The 22,882-nt window shown below is 50.4% G+C and carries 17 protein-coding genes; 7 read left to right on the top strand and 10 right to left on the bottom strand.

Annotation, left to right across the window (positions count from 1 at the left end; all coding sequences use genetic code 11):
- Positions 1–23: 23 nt before the first annotated feature.
- Positions 24–674, bottom strand: a complete 651-nt coding sequence (locus QWY20_RS07370; protein WP_330128372.1) for a pseudouridine synthase — start codon at positions 672–674, stop codon at positions 24–26.
- 354 nt (positions 675–1,028) lie between these two features.
- Here QWY20_RS07370 and QWY20_RS07375 point away from each other — a divergent pair, with 354 nt between their 5' ends.
- Positions 1,029–3,254: an NADP-dependent isocitrate dehydrogenase gene (locus QWY20_RS07375; protein ID WP_330128373.1), complete on the top strand. Its 2,226-nt coding sequence runs from the start codon at positions 1,029–1,031 to the stop codon at positions 3,252–3,254.
- Positions 3,255–3,394: 140 nt separating this feature from the next.
- Here QWY20_RS07375 and cspD read toward each other — a convergent pair whose 3' ends face one another.
- Complete coding sequence (gene cspD / locus QWY20_RS07380; protein WP_330128374.1) at positions 3,395–3,619, bottom strand: cold shock domain-containing protein CspD; 225 nt, start codon at positions 3,617–3,619, stop codon at positions 3,395–3,397.
- A gap of 191 nt (positions 3,620–3,810) precedes the next feature.
- On the opposite strand from cspD, the gene clpS reads away from it, so the two are divergent.
- Together clpS and clpA are read left to right on the top strand one after the other, a co-directional pair.
- A complete protein-coding gene (clpS, locus tag QWY20_RS07385; RefSeq protein WP_330128375.1) occupies positions 3,811–4,131 on the top strand; it encodes an ATP-dependent Clp protease adapter ClpS in 321 nt (106 codons plus the stop codon).
- Between the two features lie 51 nt (positions 4,132–4,182).
- Positions 4,183–6,441: an ATP-dependent Clp protease ATP-binding subunit ClpA gene (gene clpA / locus QWY20_RS07390; RefSeq protein ID WP_330128376.1), complete on the top strand. Its 2,259-nt coding sequence runs from the start codon at positions 4,183–4,185 to the stop codon at positions 6,439–6,441.
- Between the two features lie 70 nt (positions 6,442–6,511).
- Here the strand turns inward: clpA and infA are convergent, their stop codons facing one another.
- The 4 genes from infA to trxB all read right to left on the bottom strand — a co-directional run bounded on the left by infA (position 6,512) and on the right by trxB (position 9,189).
- The gene (gene infA, locus QWY20_RS07395) at positions 6,512–6,730 is read right to left on the bottom strand and encodes a translation initiation factor IF-1 (protein WP_091341339.1); all 219 of its coding nucleotides are present in this window, start codon (positions 6,728–6,730) and stop codon (positions 6,512–6,514) included.
- 88 nt (positions 6,731–6,818) lie between these two features.
- Positions 6,819–7,520, bottom strand: a complete 702-nt coding sequence (locus QWY20_RS07400) for an arginyltransferase (RefSeq protein ID WP_330128377.1) — start codon at positions 7,518–7,520, stop codon at positions 6,819–6,821.
- Positions 7,513–8,226 carry a leucyl/phenylalanyl-tRNA--protein transferase gene (gene aat, locus QWY20_RS07405; RefSeq protein ID WP_330128378.1) on the bottom strand — a complete coding sequence of 238 codons (714 nt, stop codon included), beginning with the start codon at positions 8,224–8,226 and terminating at the stop codon, positions 7,513–7,515. Before aat ends, QWY20_RS07400 begins: the two co-directional genes overlap by 8 nt.
- A 6-nt stretch (positions 8,227–8,232) precedes the next feature.
- On the bottom strand, positions 8,233–9,189 hold the full coding sequence (gene trxB / locus QWY20_RS07410; protein WP_330128379.1) for a thioredoxin-disulfide reductase: 957 nt from the start codon (positions 9,187–9,189) through the stop codon (positions 8,233–8,235).
- 199 nt (positions 9,190–9,388) lie between these two features.
- Here trxB and QWY20_RS07415 point away from each other — a divergent pair, with 199 nt between their 5' ends.
- A complete protein-coding gene (locus tag QWY20_RS07415) occupies positions 9,389–12,652 on the top strand; it encodes a sensor histidine kinase (protein ID WP_330128380.1) in 3,264 nt (1,087 codons plus the stop codon).
- 151 nt (positions 12,653–12,803) lie between these two features.
- Complete coding sequence (locus QWY20_RS07420; RefSeq protein ID WP_330128381.1) at positions 12,804–14,432, top strand: S8 family serine peptidase; 1,629 nt, start codon at positions 12,804–12,806, stop codon at positions 14,430–14,432.
- A 76-nt stretch (positions 14,433–14,508) separates the two neighbouring features.
- On the opposite strand, the gene QWY20_RS07425 is transcribed toward QWY20_RS07420, so the two are convergent.
- Positions 14,509–14,868 carry a hypothetical protein gene (locus QWY20_RS07425; protein WP_330128382.1) on the bottom strand — a complete coding sequence of 120 codons (360 nt, stop codon included), beginning with the start codon at positions 14,866–14,868 and terminating at the stop codon, positions 14,509–14,511.
- A gap of 130 nt (positions 14,869–14,998) precedes the next feature.
- On the opposite strand from QWY20_RS07425, the gene QWY20_RS07430 reads away from it, so the two are divergent.
- Positions 14,999–15,763 (top strand): Nif3-like dinuclear metal center hexameric protein, encoded by a 765-nt coding sequence (locus QWY20_RS07430; RefSeq protein WP_330128383.1) that lies wholly within the window; start codon positions 14,999–15,001, stop codon positions 15,761–15,763.
- A gap of 12 nt (positions 15,764–15,775) precedes the next feature.
- Here the strand turns inward: QWY20_RS07430 and QWY20_RS07435 are convergent, their stop codons facing one another.
- Positions 15,776–16,534: a YdcF family protein gene (locus QWY20_RS07435; protein ID WP_330128384.1), complete on the bottom strand. Its 759-nt coding sequence runs from the start codon at positions 16,532–16,534 to the stop codon at positions 15,776–15,778.
- A 10-nt stretch (positions 16,535–16,544) separates the two neighbouring features.
- Here QWY20_RS07435 and QWY20_RS07440 point away from each other — a divergent pair, with 10 nt between their 5' ends.
- Positions 16,545–17,309, top strand: a complete 765-nt coding sequence (locus QWY20_RS07440) for a methyltransferase domain-containing protein (RefSeq protein ID WP_330128385.1) — start codon at positions 16,545–16,547, stop codon at positions 17,307–17,309.
- 5 nt (positions 17,310–17,314) lie between these two features.
- On the opposite strand, the gene tamB is transcribed toward QWY20_RS07440, so the two are convergent.
- Both tamB and tamA read right to left on the bottom strand, forming a co-directional pair.
- Positions 17,315–21,061, bottom strand: a complete 3,747-nt coding sequence (gene tamB / locus QWY20_RS07445; protein WP_330128386.1) for an autotransporter assembly complex protein TamB — start codon at positions 21,059–21,061, stop codon at positions 17,315–17,317.
- The gene (tamA, locus tag QWY20_RS07450) at positions 21,058–22,794 is read right to left on the bottom strand and encodes an autotransporter assembly complex protein TamA (RefSeq protein WP_330128502.1); all 1,737 of its coding nucleotides are present in this window, start codon (positions 22,792–22,794) and stop codon (positions 21,058–21,060) included. The genes tamB and tamA overlap by 4 nt, the downstream gene beginning before the upstream one ends.
- Positions 22,795–22,882: the final 88 nt, after the last annotated feature.

Consider the following 22,882-nt stretch of genomic DNA (forward strand, 5'->3'; position numbering starts at 1 on the left):
AAAAATTGGGCCGGATTATAACATTATTTTTTGCCCTTCACACCCGAAAACCGCCGTTTGGCTGGTGCGGTAGCGGTATTGAGGATTTCAGCAGGGATGTCCAGCAGAGCGAACTCACCGGGGGCGAGTTGATGTAACTGCCATGGGCCAATGGCGACCCGAATCAGGCGTAGCGTTGGAAAACCAACGGCTGCGGTCATTCGGCGAACCTGACGGTTGCGTCCTTCGCGGATGGTGAGTTCAAGCCAACTGGTAGGAATGTGTTGCCGCTGGCGGATCGGTGGTTGACGAGGCCATACCTTGGGTGCTGACAACCGGCGGGCCTTTGCCGGTAGGGTTGGTCCATCGTTCAAACACACCCCCAGCTGCAATTGTTGCAACGCCTCAGTGGTAATATCGCCTTCGACCTGGACCCAATACGTTTTAGCCATTTTGTGTTTGGGGTCGGCTATGCGTTGTTGCAGTCGTCCATCATTGGTCAATAACAACAAACCTTCGCTGTCGTAATCCAGCCGACCGGCGGCATAGACATCTGGAATAGGAATATAAGCCGCCAGGGTTTGACGCTGTTTGGGGCTTTGATCGGTGAATTGGCAAAGCACCTGAAAAGGCTTATTAAAGGCAATCAGTTGCGGCGTTGCGACTTTGGTCGGATTGTGATTTTTTAGGTTCACTGTAGGGTTCTGTGTACAAAAACAGGTTGTTGTTAATGCCAAGACTAGCATAAAAAGCCCCTGAGTTCAGGTTTGAAACATCGAGCTGGTTTTTTGCCGCTGACTAGGCGTAGCTATGCTGAGCTGCTATAATCCCGGCGTTTTTCTGGCTATCCGGCTGCAGCTGGTACCGTTATGGCTGCAAAGGTCCTGTTCGTGCAGCCAGCACCAGATCCAGCCGGATGGGTAGCAAACTGTTGTGTTATGAGTGCATGCAGTTCGAAGGGCTCGCTGTTTTAAACAGCACCGGGCCTGGGGGAGGGAACTGCAATGCCGGGCCCTCCTCGTGAGGAAGTCATTTCAATAGGAATCATTATGTCGACTGAAAATTCAAAGATTATTTACACTGAAACCGATGAAGCGCCAGCCTTGGCGACTTACTCTTTGCTGCCGATCATTCAGGCCTTTACCCAGGCAGCCGGGGTTTCCGTGGAAACGCGTGATATTTCCTTATCGGGCCGCATTATTGCCAGCTTTCCGGAGTTTCTAAAAGATAACCAGCGTCAGTCCGATGCACTGGCGGAGTTGGGTGAGCTGGCTAAAACACCCGCAGCCAATATCATTAAGCTGCCAAACATCAGTGCTTCTATCCCGCAATTAAAAGCTGCTATTAAAGAATTACAGCTGCAAGGTTACGCGCTGCCTGATTACCCGGCCGAACCGAAGACGGAGCAGGAAAAAGACATTAAAGCCCGTTACGATAAAATCAAAGGCAGTGCCGTGAACCCGGTACTGCGCGAAGGCAACTCCGATCGTCGTGCGCCGGCTTCGGTAAAAAACTATGCCAAAAAGCACCCGCATAAAATGGGTGTTTGGAGCAAGGAGTCCAAGTCGCATGTAGCCCATATGCAGGATGGTGATTTCTTTGGCTCTGAGCAATCGACCACTTTCGATGCTGCGGACGATCTGAAGATTGTATTAAACAGTCATGGTCAGCAGCAGGTACTGAAAGCCAGCGTACCGGTGCAGGCGGGTGAGGTTGTCGATGCGGCGGTCATGAGCAAAACCGCGCTTTGTGCTTTCCTTGAAAAAGAAACGGCCGCTGCGAAAGCCGAAGATGTCCTGCTGTCACTGCACTTGAAAGCCACCATGATGAAGGTGTCTGATCCTATTATGTTTGGTCATGCTGTGAAGGTGTATTTTAAAGCGCTTTTCTCCAAGCACGCCGAAACCTTTAAACAGCTAGATGTCGATCCAAGCAATGGCTTTGGTGATGTGGTAGCAAAAATTGCGCAGCTGGATGATGCCAAGCGGGCAGAGATTGAAGCTGATATCCAGGCGGTGTACCAGCAGCAACCAGCCCTGGCGATGGTGAACTCGGACAAAGGCATTACCAACCTGCATGTGCCAAGCGATATCATTATCGATGCATCCATGCCTGCCATGATCCGTGAATCCGGCCAGATGTGGGGACCAGATGGTAAGCTGAAAGATACTAAGGCGATGATCCCGGATCGCTGCTATGCGGGTGTCTACCAGGAAACCATCGCCTTTTGCAAAGAGCATGGTGCTTTTGATCCAGCTACCATGGGCACAGTGCCAAACGTTGGCTTGATGGCACAAAAAGCTGAAGAGTATGGCTCGCATGATAAAACGTTCGAGATCCCGGCCGATGGTACGGTACAAGTACTGAATACAGCCGGCGAAGTGGTGTTTGAGCACTCGGTAGAGCAGGGCGATATCTGGCGGATGTGCCAGGTAAAAGATGCGCCAATCCGTGATTGGGTGAAGTTGGCTGTCAATCGCGCCCGCCTGAGCAACACGCCTGCGGTATTTTGGCTTGACAGCGAGCGTGCCCATGACAGCGAGTTGATTGCTAAAGTAGAGACCTACCTGCAAGAACACGATACCGATGGCTTGGAACTGCATATTATGGCACCGGTCGATGCCACCCGCTTTACCTTGCAGCGGGTCAAAGCAGGTCAGGATACCATTTCTGTGACTGGCAACGTGCTGCGTGATTACCTGACCGATTTGTTCCCCATTCTGGAGCTGGGTACCAGCGCCAAGATGTTGTCGATTGTCCCTTTGATGAATGGCGGCGGTTTGTTTGAAACTGGTGCTGGCGGCTCAGCGCCTAAGCATGTGCAGCAACTGGAAGCGGAAAACCACTTGCGTTGGGACTCACTGGGTGAGTTCCTGGCACTGGCTGCTTCGTTGGAGCATTTAAGCCAGGTAACAGGCAATGCCCGGGCTCAGGTATTGGCCGACACACTGGATCAGGCAACCGCTAAGTTCCTTGATACCAATAAATCACCATCGCGCAAAGTGAAAGAGCTGGATAACCGTGGCAGTCACTTCTACCTGGCCTTGTACTGGGCAGAAGCCTTGGCGGCACAGAGCAAAGACAGCGAGTTGCAGCAACGTTTTAGTACTCTGGCAGAGCAATTGACGGCGAATGAAGCTCAGATCGTGCGGGAGCTCAATGAGGCTCAGGGAGTTGCCGTTGATCTGGGTGGTTATTATCGCCCATCAGCTGAGCTTGCCAGCAAAGTGATGCGTCCCAGCGTCACTTTCAATCAGGCTTTAAGCAGCCTGTAAATGGCTTTGATGCTATTGCCATCATCATCTGGTGATGGCTTGATACTCATGGCATAAAAATATAAAAAACACCAGGCACTGCATGCAGTGCCTGTTTGTTTGACGGTCAAACTCAGGGCTGAACTGGGCTTTGTAGCCGATCAGACGTCTGACTTTTCCTCACCTGGCAGGACAATGTTGACTGCATGCAGGCCTTTAGGGCCTTCTGCCAAATCAAACTGGACATCCTGCCCGGCTTTCAGGGTACGGTAACCATCCATTGAAATGGTGGAGTAGTGTGCGAAAATGTCTTCATCTCTGCCATCTTCCCGGATAAATCCAAAGCCTTTGGCATTGTTGAACCATTTTACTTTACCGGTAGCCATACTACTTACATCCTTCTTTAAGTGAGCTAAATTCTATGTGCAGGTATAATAATTTCAGGGTAAATACGTTACCCTACCACTTACTGTAGATAATTTGCTCAGACAGTCAAGTTTTTTGCAATTAAATCTCTGGTTTTTTACGAATAATTAATCTGGTCTGTTTTTCAATCAACAAGGCGTAGTGAACAAGTATGAGTTGGTTTAAAGAGTTAGCAAGTCAGCAGGAAGGGTTGGAGGAGCTGACCCGACAGAAAGTTGAGCCACCATCCATGTATCGGGTATTGCTGCATAATGACGATTACACGCCGATGGACTTTGTGATTGATGTGCTGATCCGTTTTTTCAATATGCAGTATGAACAAGCTAGTGAGGTGATGTTGCAGGTTCACCATAAGGGCAGTGCCACTTGTGGGGTCTTTACCGCCGAAATTGCTGAAACCAAAGTGCTGCAGGTAACAGAATATGCAAAATCCCATGAACATCCATTGCTTTGTTCGATGGAACGAGCTTAACTTAGGGTATCGGCACCAGCACCAAACTAAGATGCAGTCAGGAGTCCATCTATGTTGAATAAAGATCTCGAGTTGACACTGAATCTGGCGTTCCGCTTTGCCAGAGAGCGTCGTCATGAGTACATGACGGTTGAGCACTTGCTGCTTGCCCTGTTGGACAACCCGGCCGCTGGTGATGCGTTGAAATCCTGTGGCGCCAATATTGAAAAGCTGCGTTTGGAGCTGGCGACCTTTATTGACTCTACCACCCCCTTGTTGCCTGATGGCGATGCAGAGCGGGATACGCAGCCAACTCTGGGTTTCCAGCGCGTGTTGCAACGTGCGGTTTTTCATGTGCAATCGTCCGGAAAAACGGAAGTGACGGGTGCCAATGTGCTGGTCGCCATTTTCAGTGAGCAGGAATCCCAAGCGGTATACTTGCTGAAAAAGGTCGATATCAGCCGACTGGATGTGGTCAATTACATTTCTCATGGCGTGATTAAAACCGAAAAACTGGAGCAGCATGATGAGCGGGCTCAGGATGATTTGTCTGAAGCACCAGCAGAAGAGGCGCGCTCACTGGATAATTTTACCGCCAACTTAAATGCATTGGCCAAGCAAGGCCAGATTGATCCCCTTATTGGCCGGGATGCAGAGCTGGAGCGGGCGATCCAGGTGTTGTGCCGCCGCAAGAAGAACAATCCTCTTTTGGTTGGCGAAGCCGGTGTTGGTAAAACAGCTATTGCCGAGGGGTTAGCGTTCCGTATTGTCAATCAGCAGGTACCTGCAGTGATTGAAAATGCCACCATCTACTCATTGGATATGGGCGCTTTGCTGGCAGGCACCAAATACCGCGGTGATTTTGAAAAACGGTTAAAGTCCTTGCTAAAAGAGTTGGAAAAAGAAGAAGGCGCAATCCTGTTTATTGATGAAATCCATACCGTGATTGGTGCCGGTGCGGCTTCGGGTGGGGTGATGGATGCTTCAAACCTGATCAAACCATTGCTATCGAGCGGTCGACTGCGTTGCATTGGCTCTACTACTTATCAAGAGTTTAAGAACATCTTTGAAAAAGATACGGCGCTGGTGCGTCGCTTTCAAAAAATCGATGTCACAGAGCCCAGCGTGGAAGACACCACCCGTATTTTGCAAGGCTTAAAAGAGCGCTACGAAAAACACCACAGTGTGCGTTACACCCAAAAAGCACTGCGGGCGGCGGCGGAGCTTTCAGCGAAGTACATCAATGAGCGCCACTTACCGGATAAAGCCATTGATGTGATCGATGAAGCCGGCGCAAGTCAACGGTTGCTACCGGAGTCGCGGCGTAAAAAAGTGATCAATGTACCGGAGATTGAACATGTGATTGCCAAGATGGCGCGGATTCCTGAAAAATCAGTATCTGCCTCTGATCGCGATGTGCTCAGTAATCTGGATCGCAATTTGAAGCTGGTGGTGTTTGGTCAGGATGGGGCCATTGATGCGCTGACGGCGGCGATTCGCTTGTCGCGTTCTGGTCTTGGTAGCGAAGAAAAACCCATTGGTAGTTTCCTGTTTGCCGGTCCGACCGGGGTCGGTAAAACCGAAGTGACTAAACAGCTGGCCAGGGTGATGGGGGTGGAGCTGCTGCGCTTTGACATGTCCGAATACGTGGAGCGCCATGCTATCAGCCGCTTAATCGGCGCTCCTCCGGGCTATGTAGGTTTTGAGCAAGGCGGCTTGTTGACCGATGCGGTTTCGAAACACCCTTATGCCGTGGTGTTATTGGATGAAATTGAAAAAGCCCACAGCGATATCTACAACATTTTGCTGCAGGTGATGGACCATGGCACTCTGACTGACAACAATGGTCGTAAAATTGATTTCCGCAACATTGTGCTGGTCATGACCACTAATGCCGGGGTACAGGAAACCGTGCGTAAATCCATCGGTTTTCAGCAGCAGGATCACAGCCATGATGCCATGGCGGAAATCAACCGGACCTTCACGCCAGAGTTTCGTAACCGGCTGGACAGCATTATCTGGTTCGAGCATTTAAGCAGCACGATTATTTTGCAAGTGGTCGATAAATTTATCTGTGAATTACAGGCTCAGCTTGATAAGAAGCAAGTATCGCTGGAGCTTTCTGCAGAAGCCAGAGCCTGGTTGGCCGAAAAAGGCTATGATCGTGCGATGGGCGCAAGGCCAATGGCACGTTTAATTCAGGAACAGCTGAAAAAGCCGTTGGCCAACGAAATTCTGTTTGGGCGCTTGCTGCAGGGTGGTGATGTGCGTGTTGAGCTGCTGGATGATAAACTCAGCTTTGTGTTTCAGGAAGAACCAGAGCCTGCTTAAGATACCTGGCAACGAAAAAAACCCGCTGTGGCGGGTTTTTTATGGCCTGATACAGGCAGAAAAAGCTGGTTTAACGCTGGCGGAACACGATACGACCTTTGCTTAAATCGTATGGGGTCAGTTCAACAGTGACTTTGTCGCCAGTCAGGATCCGAATGTAGTGCTTACGCATTTTGCCGGAAATATGGGCAATAACTACGTGGCCGTTTTCCAGCTCCACTTTAAACATGGTGTTTGGCAAGGTATCTAAAATGGTGCCTTGCATTTCAATTACATCTTCTTTCGCCATTCAGCGTACTCGCCTCTGATAGTGTGAAAATTAAAACAGCGCAGATTGTGCCGAAATCCGTCAGCCTTGTAAAGCGAGACTGGCTTTTTTAACCAATTGACTGCCATTTTTCTGCATAAAAGCGTTGTTGTGGCAAAAATTCTGCTTTATAGGCCATTTTAGCACAGTCTGCAACATAATAGCCCAGATGCAGATAGTCTTTCTGTAGTTGTTGTGCCTGCTCAATCAGCAGCAAGATAGCAAGGATGCCTGGAGAGTAGCGCTGATAACCTGGGTGATAGAAGGTATAGACTGCCGATAGCGTCTTGTCCAACACATCCACCACCGTCACTGAAATCAAGGTTTGCTGCTGATACACTTCCAGCACTGCAACGTTCAGCCAATCGCAGTAAAGTAGTGAGTCGAGTTGCTGTTTATTGGGTGGGTACATGGCGCCATCCGAATGACGGGCTTCGATATAGTGCTGATAAAGCGGATAATAGCTGTCGCCTGAGGGACTGCCAAATCGCAGCCAAAACTGCTGCTGTTTGGCTCTTTGCACAATCCGCCGTTGTCGCCGGTTTGGTTGAAATGCTGTCACATCCAACCGCACCGACTGGCATGCCTGGCAAGCCGGGCAGTGTGGCCGGTACACATCATTGCCGGAGCGGCGAAAATTGTGTTGCAGCAATTGTTGATAAAGACTGGCATCAATAGGAGTTGCTGGCAGTAAAAAGATGACCTGTTCTTGTTGCTCAGGCAGATAACTGCATCGTGCCGGGGCTGTCAAGCCAAAGGACAGCTCAGTCATCGTTCACCTGCATGTATTGTGATTGCCAGCACGCTGCAGGCATCGGCTCAGCGGCCAGCTGTTGCAGCAATTGCATATAATCAGCTCTTGCCATGGCGTGCACGCCCAATTGATTCAGATAGTCGTTGGGTAACTGACAATCGATCCAGCCAGCGCCATGACATTGAAGTTGTTGTTGCAAAGCAATTAAGGCTAGCCGGGCCGTGCCAGGCTGGCGATTGAACATCGACTCGCCGCAAAATAGCTGACCGATACAAAGTCCATAAAGGCCACCGACCAGTTGCTCCTGATGCCAGACTTCGATGCTATGCGCATGCCCCTGTAGATGCAGCTGGTAATAAGCATGCTGCATTTGCGGCAAAATCCAGGTATCGGTTTGTTTGTTTCTTGGGGCTGCACAGCCGGCAACGACCTGGCGAAAGGCCTTATTCACACTAAACTGATAGCCCTGCCGCCGATGTTGCTTACGCAAGGAGCGGTTGAACTGCAGTTGTCCGGGTTTAAACAAAGCCCGTAGCGAAGGGCTCCACCACAATATGGGATCGCCCTGGCAAAACCAGGGGAAAATGCCTTGATGGTAAGCTGCCAGTAAACGGGCAGGAGAAAGATCCCCGCCCATTGCCAACAGGCCATCCGGTTCCGTCAGAGCCTGACTCAGTGCCGGAAAGCTAAGTGACTGGCTGAGTTGTGGCAGAAAGACTGGCACAAGGACTTAGCTGTTAAGCGCATCCAGATAACGCTCCGCATCCAGTGCTGCCATGCAGCCACTGCCAGCAGAGGTAATGGCCTGACGATAGATATGATCCATCACATCGCCAGCGGCGAACACACCTTCAATGCTGGTTTGGGTGGCATTGCCCTCAGTACCGGATTGCACTTTCAGGTAGCCATTGTGCATCTCCAGCTGGCCTGCAAAAATATCGGTATTGGGCTTGTGGCCAATGGCAATAAAGACACCCTGCACATCCAGCTGCTTGGGATCTTCACCAATGCTGGATTTTAACCTGACACCAGTGACACCCATTTCATCACCTAATACTTCATCCAGCTCTCGGTGCAGATGCAAAATAATGTTGCCAGACTCGACTTTTTTCATCAGTCGGTCGATGAGGATTTTCTCTGAGCGGAAGCTATCACGGCGGTGCACCAGGTGCACCTCAGCAGCGATGTTCGATAAGTACAGCGCTTCTTCCACTGCAGTGTTACCACCACCTACTACCACCACTTTTTGATTGCGATAGAAAAAGCCATCACAGGTGGCACAGGCTGAAACACCTCGGCCACTGTATGCCTGCTCAGAGTCCAGTCCTAAATATTTGGCGGAAGCACCGGTGCAGATGATCAGTGCATCGCAACTGTAAGTGCCATTATCACCCTGTAAGGTAAAAGGGCGCTGTTTCAGGTTGACGGTGTGGATGTGATCAAACACAATTTGGGTATCAAAGGTTTCTGCATGTTCCTTCATCCGATCCATTAAAGCCGGACCGGTCAAGCCATGAGGATCACCTGGCCAGTTTTCGACCTCCGTGGTAGTGGTCAGTTGGCCACCTTGTTGCATGCCAGTAATAAGGACCGGCTTTAAGTTGGCACGAGCGGCGTAAACTGCGGCAGTATAGCCGGCAGGCCCAGAACCCAGGATAAGTAATTGACTGTGTTTGATCTCTGACATCAGAGTACTCCATAGTTGATGTTCTTTGCATATGGGGCCGATTCTACGGAAAGGCAAGCCCAAACGAAAGTGTTCCAATGCAAATTGGTATCCGCTTGCTGTAAAGCAAACTGGATAGCAACAACCGCAGTGAATCCTTTGACGGCATGCCGGATACGATTTAAAGTGAAACTCAGGTGTTTTTAAATGGACTTAAGCTTTGAACAGAGCCTTTGCCACTTTGCTTGCGCTATTTATTCTATTGTTGCCGTTCGCAGTTCAGGGCACTATCAATCGTATTGGCATTGATGATGGCTTACCCAATACCACCATTTTTGCTATACAGCAGGATGAACTGGGTTTCATTTGGCTTGGCACCACTGACTCTGGTCTGTTGCGTTTTGACGGCTATCAATTTATTCAGGTGCCCTTGCTAACTGAACAAGAGGCGACTGAGGAGCCATTCACTGATGTCGGTGTATTGCTGCTGGATAGTCAGCAGCAACTTTGGGCCGGTACCTGGGGACAAGGTGTCAGCCGGCTCGATCCTTCCCGTACAAAGCTAAGCCGCTTCCTGGCCGATGGTTATCAAGTGCAATCTTTATTGGAGGCTGAAGATGGTGCTATTTGGGTAGGGACTACAGCCGGGTTGTTTCGTATTGCCGTCGATGGTCATATTTCACAGATTGGCCAGGCGGATAGTGAGCAGCCCTTACTGCACCAGCGGGTCTGGAGCCTTGCAAAAGGAGATCAGGGGGATATATGGGTCGGAACCAGTCAGGGCGTGCATCGTTGGCATGCAAGTACGGGCTTGCAACCTGGCCGGCCATTATTTGCTGAAGCGAGTAGCAGCAGCCGACGAAACGAAGCAAGGTCTTTGTATTTTGGCAGACATCAACTTTGGGTTGGTTCCCGCTCTGGCTTATTAGCCTTTGAGCCAGAAAGTTGGCAGCAACTGCTTTATCCCGTGCCCGGGGAAGGTGACTATGACTTTCCGCCCATCTTAAATACCATTTATCCCATTTCATCCGAGCTGATCGTGATAGGCAGCTATGAGGGCTTGTTTCAGTTTAACCTCAGTACCAACAGCTACCAATTATTTCGCCAGCAAAGTGCGTTATTGCCCAGTTTAAATGTACGTTCGGTGCTATTGGATCAAACCGGTGTACTTTGGTTGGGAACCCGGGACGGCGGCTTGTACCATACCCGATTTGCCCGCAGCGCTTTTCACGACATATCGCTATCGCATTTGCCTGAATGGGAGCGTCGTGATGAGCTTTCTATTCAGAGCCTGGACGCCAGCCAGCCGGGTATTCTTTGGTTTGGTACCTCAGAGCGATTGTACCGGATGCAATTAGTCAGTGGACACATTACCAGTTACGAAACCACAGCCAGAGTCAACCGGATTGTTAGCTCAGACTATGGTGATACCTACATTGCAACCGAAGCTGGCTTGTTTCGTTATTTGCCCGAGCAGGATCAGATTGTGCCATACCGGGAACCTTTTGCTGGCTTTGCCAGCACTCCTATTATTCGGGATATGGTGATTCTACCCGATAGCAGTTTTTGGTTTGGGCTCTGGGGGCAGGGCGTGTTGTATTACCATCAGAACAGTGGAGTCAAACGACACTTTGTTGAAGACTTTCAGCGCCGTCGAGCCAATGAGGTCGTTCAAGCGCTTTACGCAATGCCGGATGGACAGGTTTGGGCGGGTACGCGCTACAACGGTTTGTATTTACTGGATGCCGAACTGGGGGTTGTGGAACAACTGAATGTCACCAACAATCCCTGGCTGCCTTCCAATACCATTCAGTGCATAAGCCGGGATGCAAAGGGAGTGCTCATTGCCTGTACCAACCGGGGAACTTTGTTCTGGCAGCCTGAAAATGATCATTATAAGGTGCTTTATGCCAGCGATGGTCTTGCCAGTGATCACATGCTGGGGGTTTTGTATCTTGATGAGCGTACCTGGCTGTTAAGCGCTCATGGCTTAAGTTTGATAGCGCCAGAGTTTAAAAATATCGTCACCTTTACCCGCAAAGATGGTCTCTCTGCTACTGAGCTTAATGCCGGCGCCATTTCGGCTGCTGCAGATGGCCATTTGTACTTTGGCACTTTACGAGGGTTGAGTAAAGCGGAGCCCGGACAACTCTGGGTTAACCAGCAAGCTCCTAAACCTATGGTGACTGCCTATCGCATTAATCATGGTGAGTTAATGCCTGTATTCACCGAGCCAGCACAGACGATGCTGCAACTTCAACCAGGTCAAAATAGCCTGGAGTTACACTTTTCTGCCATGGACTTTCACGATGTTAGCCGCAATCAGTATCGTTATCGTTTACATGGCTTTGAGGAGGACTGGATTTACGCTGCTGAGCGGTCTACTGCCTTTTACTCTAATTTGCCGCCCGGGCGTTATCAGTTTGCCGTGATGGCAAGCAATAACCATGGCATGATTTCTGAGAAGGTGATTGCCCTGCAGCTGGAGATTTTGCCGCACTGGTGGCAGAAACGAAGGTATCAGCTACTGCTGTTCGTTCTGTTATTGCTGTTTGGCCTGGTCGCTCACTGGTACCGGTTGCAGCATATCCGGCAGGTAAACCGCTTGCTACAGCAATCAATCGCAGAAAAAGGAGAGGCGCAGCAACTGCTCGAAAGCAAGGTCAATGAGCGAACCAAAGCCCTGGAGCAAAGCTCCATGGCTTTATCGTTACGAACCCGTCAGTTGGAAAAGAGCATGCAACAGTTGTCGCAAAGCAATCAGCAGTTAAAGCAGCTAAACCAAATAAAAGATGAGTTTATCTCTACCGTCAGTCATGAGCTGCGCACGCCTTTAACCTCAATTCGAGGAGCTTTATCGCTGATTGACAATAACATCGTCACGCCAGAGCAACCGAGCTATGCGGAATTGGTTGGTTCGGCACTGCGTAACAGTGAACGTTTGTCTGAACTGATTAATGATCTGCTGGACGTGCAAAAGTTTGCTGCCGGCAAGATGAGCCTGAAAACAGAAAACATTCTGTTATCAGCGCTAGTCAAGGATGCCATCGCTGGTATTGCAGAGTATGCCCGGCGCTTTGATGTCAGCATCAGCAGTCATCAGCTTGAGACGGCAAGTCAGGTACTGGGTGATTCCATGCGATTGCGTCAGGTACTGGATAATTTACTATCCAATGCGATTAAGTTTTCACCTCCAGGAAGTGAGGTTTGTGTTTGTCTGGAGCGAAAAGCTGCCTGGCTGCAAGTGACGGTTGCCGATCAAGGTTGCGGTATTTCTGAGGATTTTAAAGCAAGGGTCTTTGAAAAATTTGCACAGGCTGATGCGTCAGATAGCAAGCAGGTACAGGGGTCGGGGTTAGGACTGGTGATTTGCAAAAGCATTGTAGAAGCCCACGGTGGTGAAATTGGTTTTGAACCCAACCACCCACACGGAACCTGTTTTTGGTTTCGATTACCTTTTGTACCTGACTCGAACAAAAATTAACAAAATAAAATATAAACAGGGACAATATAGTTTTTTTATCATAAATTTGTAGCTTGATTGCTGTTTCATCCCGCCCCTCAGCAGAGTAAGGTGGCTCTGAGGGATAAATGCACAAGGAGGTTTGTCGCAATCAATCTGGAACCAATAAAAAATGAAAAATATAAAAGCAACCAAGTTAGCTCTGGCGGTTGCCAGCACCTTCACCCTTTCGGCTCTATCATCCATTGCTGTTGCCAATGACTTGCAGGGAACCCCTTCCCTGAGCAGTGGTGCTTCCTTGCAAAACAGCACGCCAAGACTTCGGCCTGATACCGAGAAGTCTGACCGTTACATCATTAAATTCAATGCAGCAGAGTTGATGTCCCAAGCTGCTATGCCGATGTCAGCTGATTTTGAACGTTTGTCAGATGCCGAGGCGTTCTCTGCTCAGGCTGCAGATTATGTACTCTCTCAGCATCAAGTCAACGCGATTATGCACCTGGATATTGTCCAGGCCAGTGTGGCTACCCTGACCCCACAGCAGCTGCGTGAACTTTCTAAAAACCCGGCAGTTGAATACATTGAGCTGGATCACAAACGCTACATCGCTGATGTAATCTCCCCGATGGCACAAACCACACCTTATGGCATCAATATGGTGCAAGCGAATCAGGTGAGTGATGCCAATGCGACCAATATGAAAGTCTGTGTGATCGATACTGGCTATCAATTGGGTCACCCGGATTTACCCTCGGCTGGGGTGACAGGTTCGACCTTTTCTGGTCACGGAGCCTGGTCTACCGACGGTAATGGCCACGGTACTCATGTTGCTGGGACCATCGTTGCTTTGAACAATAACATCGGTGTGGTTGGTGTTTTGCCATCTGGCCTGGTGGGATTGCATAATGTGAAAATTTTCAATAACTCTGGTAACTGGACCAATGCTTCTAACCTGATTCAAGCCATTCAGTCCTGTCAAAATGCAGGTGCCAAGGTGGTGAATATGAGTCTGGGTGGTGGTAGCTCCAACACCACTGAGCGAAATGCGATGAATAGCTTCAACAACAGCGGTATGTTGCTGGTTGCTGCGGCTGGTAATGCAGGCAATACCAGTTTCTCTTACCCGGCATCCTACGATGCGGTGGTTTCTGTTGCTGCGGTGGACTCCAATAAAAACCTGGCTAGTTTTTCACAGCGCAATTCGCAAGTAGAAATTTCAGGGCCAGGGGTGAATGTTGCGTCAACCTGGATCAACAGTGGCTATCGCAGCATTAGCGGTACCTCCATGGCATCACCACATGTTGCAGGGGTTGCCGCCTTAGTATGGAGCAATCATCCACAGTGTACCAATACCCAAATCCGGAATGTGCTTAATCTGACTGCTGAGCGTCGTGGTACTTCAGGCCGCAACACCTCTTATGGTTGGGGTATTGTCCGTGCCAAAGCAGCGCATGACTGGATTACCAACAACGGCTGTGATGGCAGTGGCGGTGGTGGTAACCCAGGTGGTGGTCAGACGTTCCATAACCTTTCTGGTTCAACGGGGCAGTGGTTACGTGGCAGCTACAATATCCCGTCTGGGGTTAGTCAGCTGACTTTCCGGATTACTGGTGGCACTGGTGATGCGGACTTGTACATTCGTTATGGCAATGCGCCTACTGAGCAGCTGTGGGATTGCCGACCCTACCGCAATGGCAATGAAGAGGTGTGTACTTTTAACAATCCTCAGGCAGGTACCTGGCATGTTGGGATCCGTGGCTACACGGCGTTCTCAGGCTTGACCTTCAGTTATCAGTATTAAAACTCTCAGCCAAAATAAAAAAGCTTGCCGGTGTAACCGGCAAGCTTTTTTATAGCTGTGAATCAGCGATCCGTAATCAGCGTGCGCCACGCGGCATACGCTGGCCTGCACCAATCTGTTCCGCCCAACTGGTCGCTGCGGCCTGCTGTGCCAGAGGTCGTGATTTCGCGGCCTTGGTGGCTGCTACTTTTTTCTTAGCCTCTGGTTTTGCAGCTGTTTTAGTTACTGGTTTGCTTGCTGCTTTGGCTGCTTTGGTTGGCGCTTTTGCTGCACCATAGCTTTGTGCTAGCTCAGCGAGTTCAGCCAGGCGAATATTTTTACCACCATCCACGCTAAACCAGCCTGGTTTTTGTTCCAACTGTGGCTCTTTACCAAAAGCAGCTTTGTATGCAGCAGTGAACTCAGCGATGACTTGGTCTTTGTCCAGTTTGCTCATTGATTGTTCCTGTAGTTGTAAGAATAGGGTGCTGAATAGTTATACAACATTCACTGCTTTCTGACAAATTTGCGTCTAGGTTGCAGGGTGTCAGGCTGTTAGAATAGGTGCTGTATAGCAGGAGAATCATATGACCACCATTCATCGACAGCAGCTGTTGTCCCTTCTGAGCGACAAGTTAAACCCTGAGTTGGTACAGGATTATTGCCCCAATGGCTTACAGGTTGAAGGCAAAGCCAAGATTGGTAAAGTGGTCACTGGGGTTACGGCCTCGCAGGCATTGATAGATGCAGCTATTGCTGCCCAGGCAGATGCTATTTTGGTGCATCACGGTTACTTTTGGAAAGGTGAAGCGGCTACTATTACAGGGATGAAAAAAAATCGTCTGCAAGCATTGCTTCAGCATGATATCAATTTGTTTGCTTACCACTTGCCGCTGGATGTGCACCCTGAGCTTGGCAATAATGCTCAGCTTGGTCAATTGCTGGAGCTGCCAGCGATACAGCCACTGACTGGTATTCAGCCGGCAGGGATCGTGATGCAAGGTCGTTATCCAATGGCCAAAACTCTGGCACAGGTGGCTGCGTTGTTGGAACAAAAGTTGGGACGAACGGTGTTGAGCCATAGCGCCGGTGAGCAAGTTGTACAACAGCTAGCCTGGTGCACTGGCGGTGGCCAGGGCTACATTGATGCGGCGGCTGTGGCAGGGGTTGATCTGTTTGTCACTGGCGAAGTGTCGGAGCAAACGATCCATAGTTCGCGTGAGCTGGGTATTCACTTCATTGCCGCCGGTCATCACGCAACAGAGCGCTATGGCATCAAGGCGTTGGGGGAATGGCTGGCGTCTGAAACAGGCATTGCGGTTGAATTTATAGATATACCAAACCCAGCCTAGCAACGTTGCTGTTTAGGGGTTTTCCGGATCCCACCACAGTTTAAAACGTTGCTGCCAAAGCGCCAGGTACTCGTAATGCGTCAGCGTCAGCGTGCGGATCCCCTGGGGAGATGGCAGATAGCCGGCTATACCATGCTCTCCAGCTGGCCGGCGCACCTGAAAGTGAGCAGGTGCGGCAGTGACTTCGGCGCCATAATAGTCAAACCATCGCATGGCACGTGGCATATGAATGGCCGAAGTCACCAGCACATTGCGTTGATCGACAATCAGTGGCGCAGCTGCCGCGGCTTCTTGCTGGGTGTTGGTTGGCTGTGTCATTCGAACAATTTTGCGCTCATCCACACCTAATGCTATGGCTAAATCGGCAGCTAGCTGGGTATGATTTCCAGACAGACCGGGCAAGTGACCACTGACGATCAATCTGGCTTCAGGGTGTTGGTGCCAAAGGATAATGCCTTCGGTTAACCTGGCTACTGAGCACTCGGCCATCCGGCTGCTTAGTGGCAAATGGCTGTAGTCACTGTGATAACAGCCGAGTACAATGATATTATCAATAGCCCCTGAGGGCTGATAAGCCGGGTAACGAAGCTCCAGTCCTGCCGCTAAGCGCTCTGTCAGCGCACTGCTGCTGCCACACCAAAGTGCAATGACCGCTAAACACAATAACCACAGCCCCAAGGGTTGCTTGCGGACACAAAGGATGGTAGCAAACAGCAACCACAGCAGCAGCAATGGCAAAGGCATTAACAGCGATTTCAGCAGAGCATCCATAGAGTCGTCCATGAAAAAAACACAGGATCGTAATTTTGACAGCATTGCACAGAAATTCCAGCGCAATATCTATCAAACCACTAAAGGCCAGTTACGTCAGGAGGTGCTGTTACGGGATCTGCTTGCCTTGCCTGACTTGCAACTGGCCCAAGATATTTTGGATGTTGGGGCAGGTCAGGGGCAACTTGCGCTAGAACTGGCCAAGTATGGCCATTCATTGCTGTTAGCGGATATCTCTGATGCCATGCTGCAACTTGCTGCGCAGCAAGCCTGTCAACTGGGGTTCAAACGGATCCAATATCAGCAAAGTAGTTTGCAGCAGTTGAGCGAGCAGGGGAAAACCTATCCGGTGGTGCTTTGCCATGCCGTGCTTGAATGGCTGGCTGATCCTAAGGCGGCAATACAACAGCTCAAACGGTTAGTTTCGGATGGTGGTTTGCTGTCTTTGATGTTCTACAATCTCGATGCTAAGCGTTTTGGCAATCTGCTTTATGGCAATTTTGATTATGTAGCCGATGGTTTAACCACACGAAAAACGGTGTCGCTTAGCCCGCAGCATCCACTGATACCATCGGAGGTCATCAACTGGTGCGAAGCTGCAGGGTTTCAGTTGCTCAGTAAAACAGGCGTACGTTGTTTCCACGACTATCTGCGAGAACCATCGATGCAGCAAAGTCATTTCAAGCAGCTACTGGCTTTAGAGCTTCAATACAATCGGCAGGAGCCTTACGCTTCCCTGGGGAAATACGTTCACTTGCTACTCCGGGCCCGGTAGAGGCGTTAGTCAAACTCAAAGCGATACAACACATCAACAGACTGCTCCAGTCCTGTTACACTTTCCAGGTACAAATTACGCATCAGCCGATAGCGCAAGGTAAACTCGCCAAAGGGCTCGAAAATACCCACACCGTATTTTACCTGCAAGTTTCGGGTCAGATAGCCACTAACGGTCACCTGGGATTGATCACCGGTACCTGCTGTATCTAGTGTTAAGTCCTGTACGCCAAAGGCTTCGCCGATGTTTCCTACCAGTTTTGAACTGGATGCCAAGCCAAGGCCAATCAGGCTGGTTGTTACCGGGTTGGCACCACTGCCAGACTCACTGTCCAGATTCCGTCCCAGCAACAGGTAAGAGGTGGCATTGGCTTGAGCCATAGCTGGCTCGGAGAAGATCTGAATGTTTGGTTCATCGGCTGGGCCACTTACCCGGATCCCGGCAATCACATCATCTTCAATATTATCCGGATTGCGAATGGCCTCCATGTTCAGAAAGGGCTGATCGGCCGGACCATTAAACAGCAGCTGACCGCGACGGATCAATAAGTCCTGACCATAGGATCGAAAGGTGCCATCTACCAGATTCAGTTCACCATAAAGCCGCGGTTGGTCACTGTCTTGCCGAACTTGCAAGCTACCGGCAATGTGGCTGCGCAGGCCAAATGCAGCAAAACGAACCTGACTGCCAAGGCGAACCCGAATATCGGTATGAATGGCTAAAGGCCTGCTGTCACCGGCATCACTGAGCGGAGTGAAGTTTTCATCCGTCAATACTTCATCACGGCTGGTACTGACCGCTGCATCCGGCAAGCTATCAATCACCATGCGTGCCCATGGAATATCAATGGTACCACTGATCAGGGCGCGCTCCGGGTTGACTGTGAGCTTCAGATCCGGCTGGACTTGCATTCGTCCCAGAGGGATCTGGACAGACAGTGCATCCCCCTGAACCGTCAGCCCAGCCTGCCAGGCAGTCAAGTCATGCCACTGGCTGTCGCCTTGCAATCGGACCTCTCCTTGCGGGGTCTGCACAAAGCCCTGCAAAACGGCGCTATCATTTTTGAAGTCAATCAGCAGCTCACCCCGTTCAATATCAACCGGGGACATCTGGCCACGCACAGTGACATCCTCGATGGTGAGATGACCGGTGATATCTGGTTGCTGCAAGGCTCCTTCAATTCGGATTTGACTATTGAGCATGGCACTGAGCTGACTGTATTCATCCAACAAAGGTTGTAAAAACTCGAAACTAAACTGATCGATCTGAATATCGGCTGCCAGTTGCCGATCTTCACTGGCCAACTCAGTCAATGCCAGTGCACCATGCACCCGACCTTGCTCAGTAACACCCAGTTGCCAGTTCATCGAAAACAGATCCTGCTCCAGCTCTGCCTGCAACCGAAGATCACGCCATGGTAATTCCAATGGGTGGTCGTAATGGTAGCCTAGCTGACCTTGCTCACTCGAAAGCGAAACTGAAGCCTGTATCGGAGCATCAGCATGCCAGAGCAAATGACTCTCTGCCTGTAAACGACCTTTTAGCTCGGTATAGGCCGGCAACCAGGGCTCGAGCCAACTTAGTTCGAAGTCCTGCAGAGCAAGCTGAAGATCTGCTTGTTGCGCGCTGATGCTACTGTCTTGCTGCAGGCAAAGACTGGCAGTGTCACGTTGCCAGCAATGAGCGGACAATAGTAGCTGTTGTTGATTGACCAGCAGTTGCATTTGCAGCGGTTGTTGTAGCTGCCAATGCCCCAGCTCACTACTGAGCCAGCTTTCGCGCCACTCGGATGACCAGGCTTGTTCTGTGCGATCAAACTGGCCACTAAGATGCAACTCAGCACTTAGTAGCTCACCTGACATTGTTAGCTGCAGTTGATGATCAAGCTCAGTTCCTGCGAGCATTATTTCAATGCTATCGATTTGATTGCCTTGCAGTTGAAGCTGATCCAGCGTCAGATTAAGCTGTGTTTGAATGGGTTGACGGCTATTCAACTCTCCGTGAAGGGTCGCACTTTGGATGGAGACCAGCTCCTGCCAGCCTAACTCACTGCCGGCTAGTTGCACTACCATAGCTGGTGTATTTCGAGGCCCTGACAGTTGAATGTTGCCGGACAGCTCACCTTGAGCATCTGGAATCGAGTCGGAAAAATCCACCATCATCACAGTTGCAGCCATTTGCCACTGTTCAGTTAGCGTACCTTGTAATTCCACCCGGTTTTGACCATGGTGCAAACGAAGTGGCAAAGCGCTCATTTCAATGGCCCCGGTGCCATCAACGTCCTGTAGCGATAGTTGACCATCAACTCGAAGCGGAAAATCCCTCAACCAGCCGGATAACAGCAACTGCGGGATGTGTAACTGCCAACCTGCATCCGGGGTCAGTTCCCCATCCACTTGAGCGTTACCCTGGATTAATCCGGGATATTCGGACCAATATAAGCCCGGATCCAACTGCTCAAACTGCCACTGGCTCTGCCAGGCCAATTGTTGTTGAAAATCCAGCTGACCAACAACATGGATCTGACCACCTAAGGTACCCAGTGATAATTGTTCGATCCGAAGCTGCTGACTGTTGAGCATAGCATCCAGTTCAATACTGCTGGTTGGAATCAGCTCACCTGCAACATGACTTTCTATATGGGTTCTCAGTTGCTGCAGATTGCCTTCAGCCATCAGTCTGGTGTTGGTAAGTTGATAGTCTGGCTCTGCATCAAGCGGCCATTGCAGCAGGTCGCTTTGCAGCTGCAGTTTTAAGGGCAGCTGATCGGTCATCAAATCGAGTTCAGCACTGCTGTTCAGACGAATGGCACCATCTACGGACAATTGCAGTAGCAGGGCAGACAGATCACCTGTTATAGCAGCTGTCGCTTGCGTTTCACCTGCTAGCAGGTTGGGATGAAACAGATGCAGGGTGGCTTGCAGCGGGTAGTTCTGCTGCGGGTAAAGCTCCAACTCTGCGGTTAGCTCCAGTTCAGACTGCTTCACACGTAAATCAATCAGCTGCAGCTTTCGACGCTCCATTAACAGGCCAAATTGAAGGTGGTCAAGCAATACATCGTCATTTACACTCAGCTGATGCAGTTGAAAGTCAATCATATCCAGTTGAAGTGGGAACAGTAGCTCAGGCAGTTGCAAGCCCTGCCAGGCAAAGAGTTCATTGTGCTCGGCTGGCAGCGCCAAAGGCTCGGAGGCTGACTTATCTGAGCTGGGCACATAAATGGCTAACTGATGGGCGGTGGTTGGCTGCACTACCAATCGATTGCCCCAGAGTTCAAAGCTGCTGTCAAATTGCTGCAAGCTGAGCGTGACATCTGGGCTTTGGAACGTCAGCTGATTGATTTGTAGCTGACGAATAGCGATAGGAAAGGGCACCCAAAGCTGCGGTAATACCAGCCCGGCACTTTCTGTATCTGCTGTGGGGGGAGCTGTTTGCAGCTCTATTTGCACCTGTTCCAGTTGCAGTCGGTTCAGGCACAAACTAAAGCTCAGCAAGCAATGGAGCTGGTTGTCTACGTCGAGCCTGTCGATGGTCAGTTGGATGTTGTCTTGGACAAGCTGCAGTTGGTGCAAAGTAAAACCATTCAGCAGGTTGCCTTCTGCTTTTCCAATACTGAGTTCGGGCACCAGTCGCTCGACAACCCACAGGTTAAAACGTAGCCCAGGCTGGCTCAGAGCAAGCACAACGGTGAGGAATACAAACAGCAGCATGCTGTACCAGAAGCCTTTGTTCAGTGTAAGCAGCCATTTCATAGCTCAGGTCCCAGTGAGAAGTGCAACTGAAACTGACGCGATTTACCGGTACTATGATCAAGGCCCCAGGCAAAATCCAGGCGTACCGGTCCAATCGGCGAAGCCCAGCGCACGCCAAGGCCAACGCCTCGTTTCCAGTCCGGATCTTTACTCCAGGCACTACCATAATCGGCAAAAGTTGCCAGCCACCAGTTGCCGCGAACGCGGTATTGATATTCAGCGCTGCCGGTCAGCATATAGCGACCACCGAGCAGAAGATCGTCGTCATCCCTGGGTGCTACCCGTTCATAGCCATACCCACGAATGCTGCCATCACCACCGGCAAAAAAACGCAAGCTGGGGGGAAGTGCTGTGGCTTCTTCCAGCAAAATTGCACCGGCATCGAGTCGGGTAACTATCCGGTGATCACTGCCAAAACTGTTGATGTAGTTGACTCTGCTACGAAAGCGAATAAAACGGCTGTCTGAGCCCCAGGCCCGGTCAGAGGTTTCCAAGGAGAATAACAAACGGTCACCCCGGGTAGGCATCAGGCCGCCCTGACTGCGGCTTCGGGTAAAACTGATCCCTGGCATCAACAGGTTACTCCTGTCTTCCTGCTCCGCCTGAGTGAACTCGGAGTAGAGCCAACGCATCGAAACAGTCCGATACCATTGATTGTTGAGTAACCAATGGCGTTCTGCGGCAATGGTATAATCCTGGCCTTTACCGTCCTCTTTGTCGAAGTTTTTCACACCAAACTGAAACTGATAAAAATCCTGCGCTACGTTCCGAAGCGGCATGCGATAAGCTGACTCCAGACTCTGCTCAATCTCAGACAAAGCTAGCCGATTATTCAGGCTATGTCCCCTGTCATTCAACCAGGGTTTGTTCCAATTTGCTTTTAAACGAGCTCCTTGTACGTCAGCATAGCCAACACCAAGCTCCATGCTATTGCGTGCTCTGGGTTCCAGCTTGACATGCAAAGGCACAGTACCGTCGCTGTCTTCCAACGACTCGCTATCGGGCTCGATTAAAATGGAGCCAAACCAGTTGGTATTGGCAATGGCTTGGTTAAATTCACCCAACTGGCTAGCGAGGTAAGGATCGCCACTTTGAAATGGGATCAGCGAAAATAGCCGTGGCTCCTGGATTTGCGAGCCGCTAAAACGCACATCGCCAAAACGGTACCGCTGCCCACTGTCAAAATGGAGTGTCAGCCTGGCCTCTTGCCGTGCTTCAGATACGGCTAGAACATGCCGACTGAAATCTGCTTTAAAATAGCCTTTTCGCAAAGCGAGATTGGCCATACTGCTTTTGAGTTGTTCGTATCGGCCATGATGCACTGCATCTCCCACCTTTGGTGCAAGCCGATCTTTTAGCGCGATGAAGTCGGCATCCGTTGCTGCTTCACCCAAGAGCTGGATATCAACTTGTTGGTAGCGGGTAACCGGCCCCTGTTCTATCGTCATCACCAGTGTGGTGCCCCGGGCTGATCGTTCAATGCGAAACTCAATAGTGGGGTGGTAATAGCCAAGAGCCCGCAGTGCTGCTCTTGCTTCTTGTTCAAGCCGGGCCTGAAAACGCAGCGATGTAGAGACATCCCCATTGGCGAAATTGGCCAGGTACAGTTCTACATTGTCTCTGGTGGAGCCTGATACCCCCTGAATTTGCAGACGGGTTTGCCCCTCGGCCAAAGTGACAAAGGAAGTCGTCAGTAATAAGAGTGAGACCAGTACAGCGCGAACAAAAAACATCACTTTGGCATTGAATCCTGTTGCCGAATTTAAAAGACTCTGAGCCGAACTCAGTGCTTGAAACCATGAGTGAAACAGTATCGCATGA

Origin of the sequence: Alkalimonas cellulosilytica (genome assembly GCF_036325985.1) — a bacterium.
Classification (GTDB): Bacteria; Pseudomonadota; Gammaproteobacteria; order Enterobacterales; family Alteromonadaceae; genus Alkalimonas; species Alkalimonas cellulosilytica.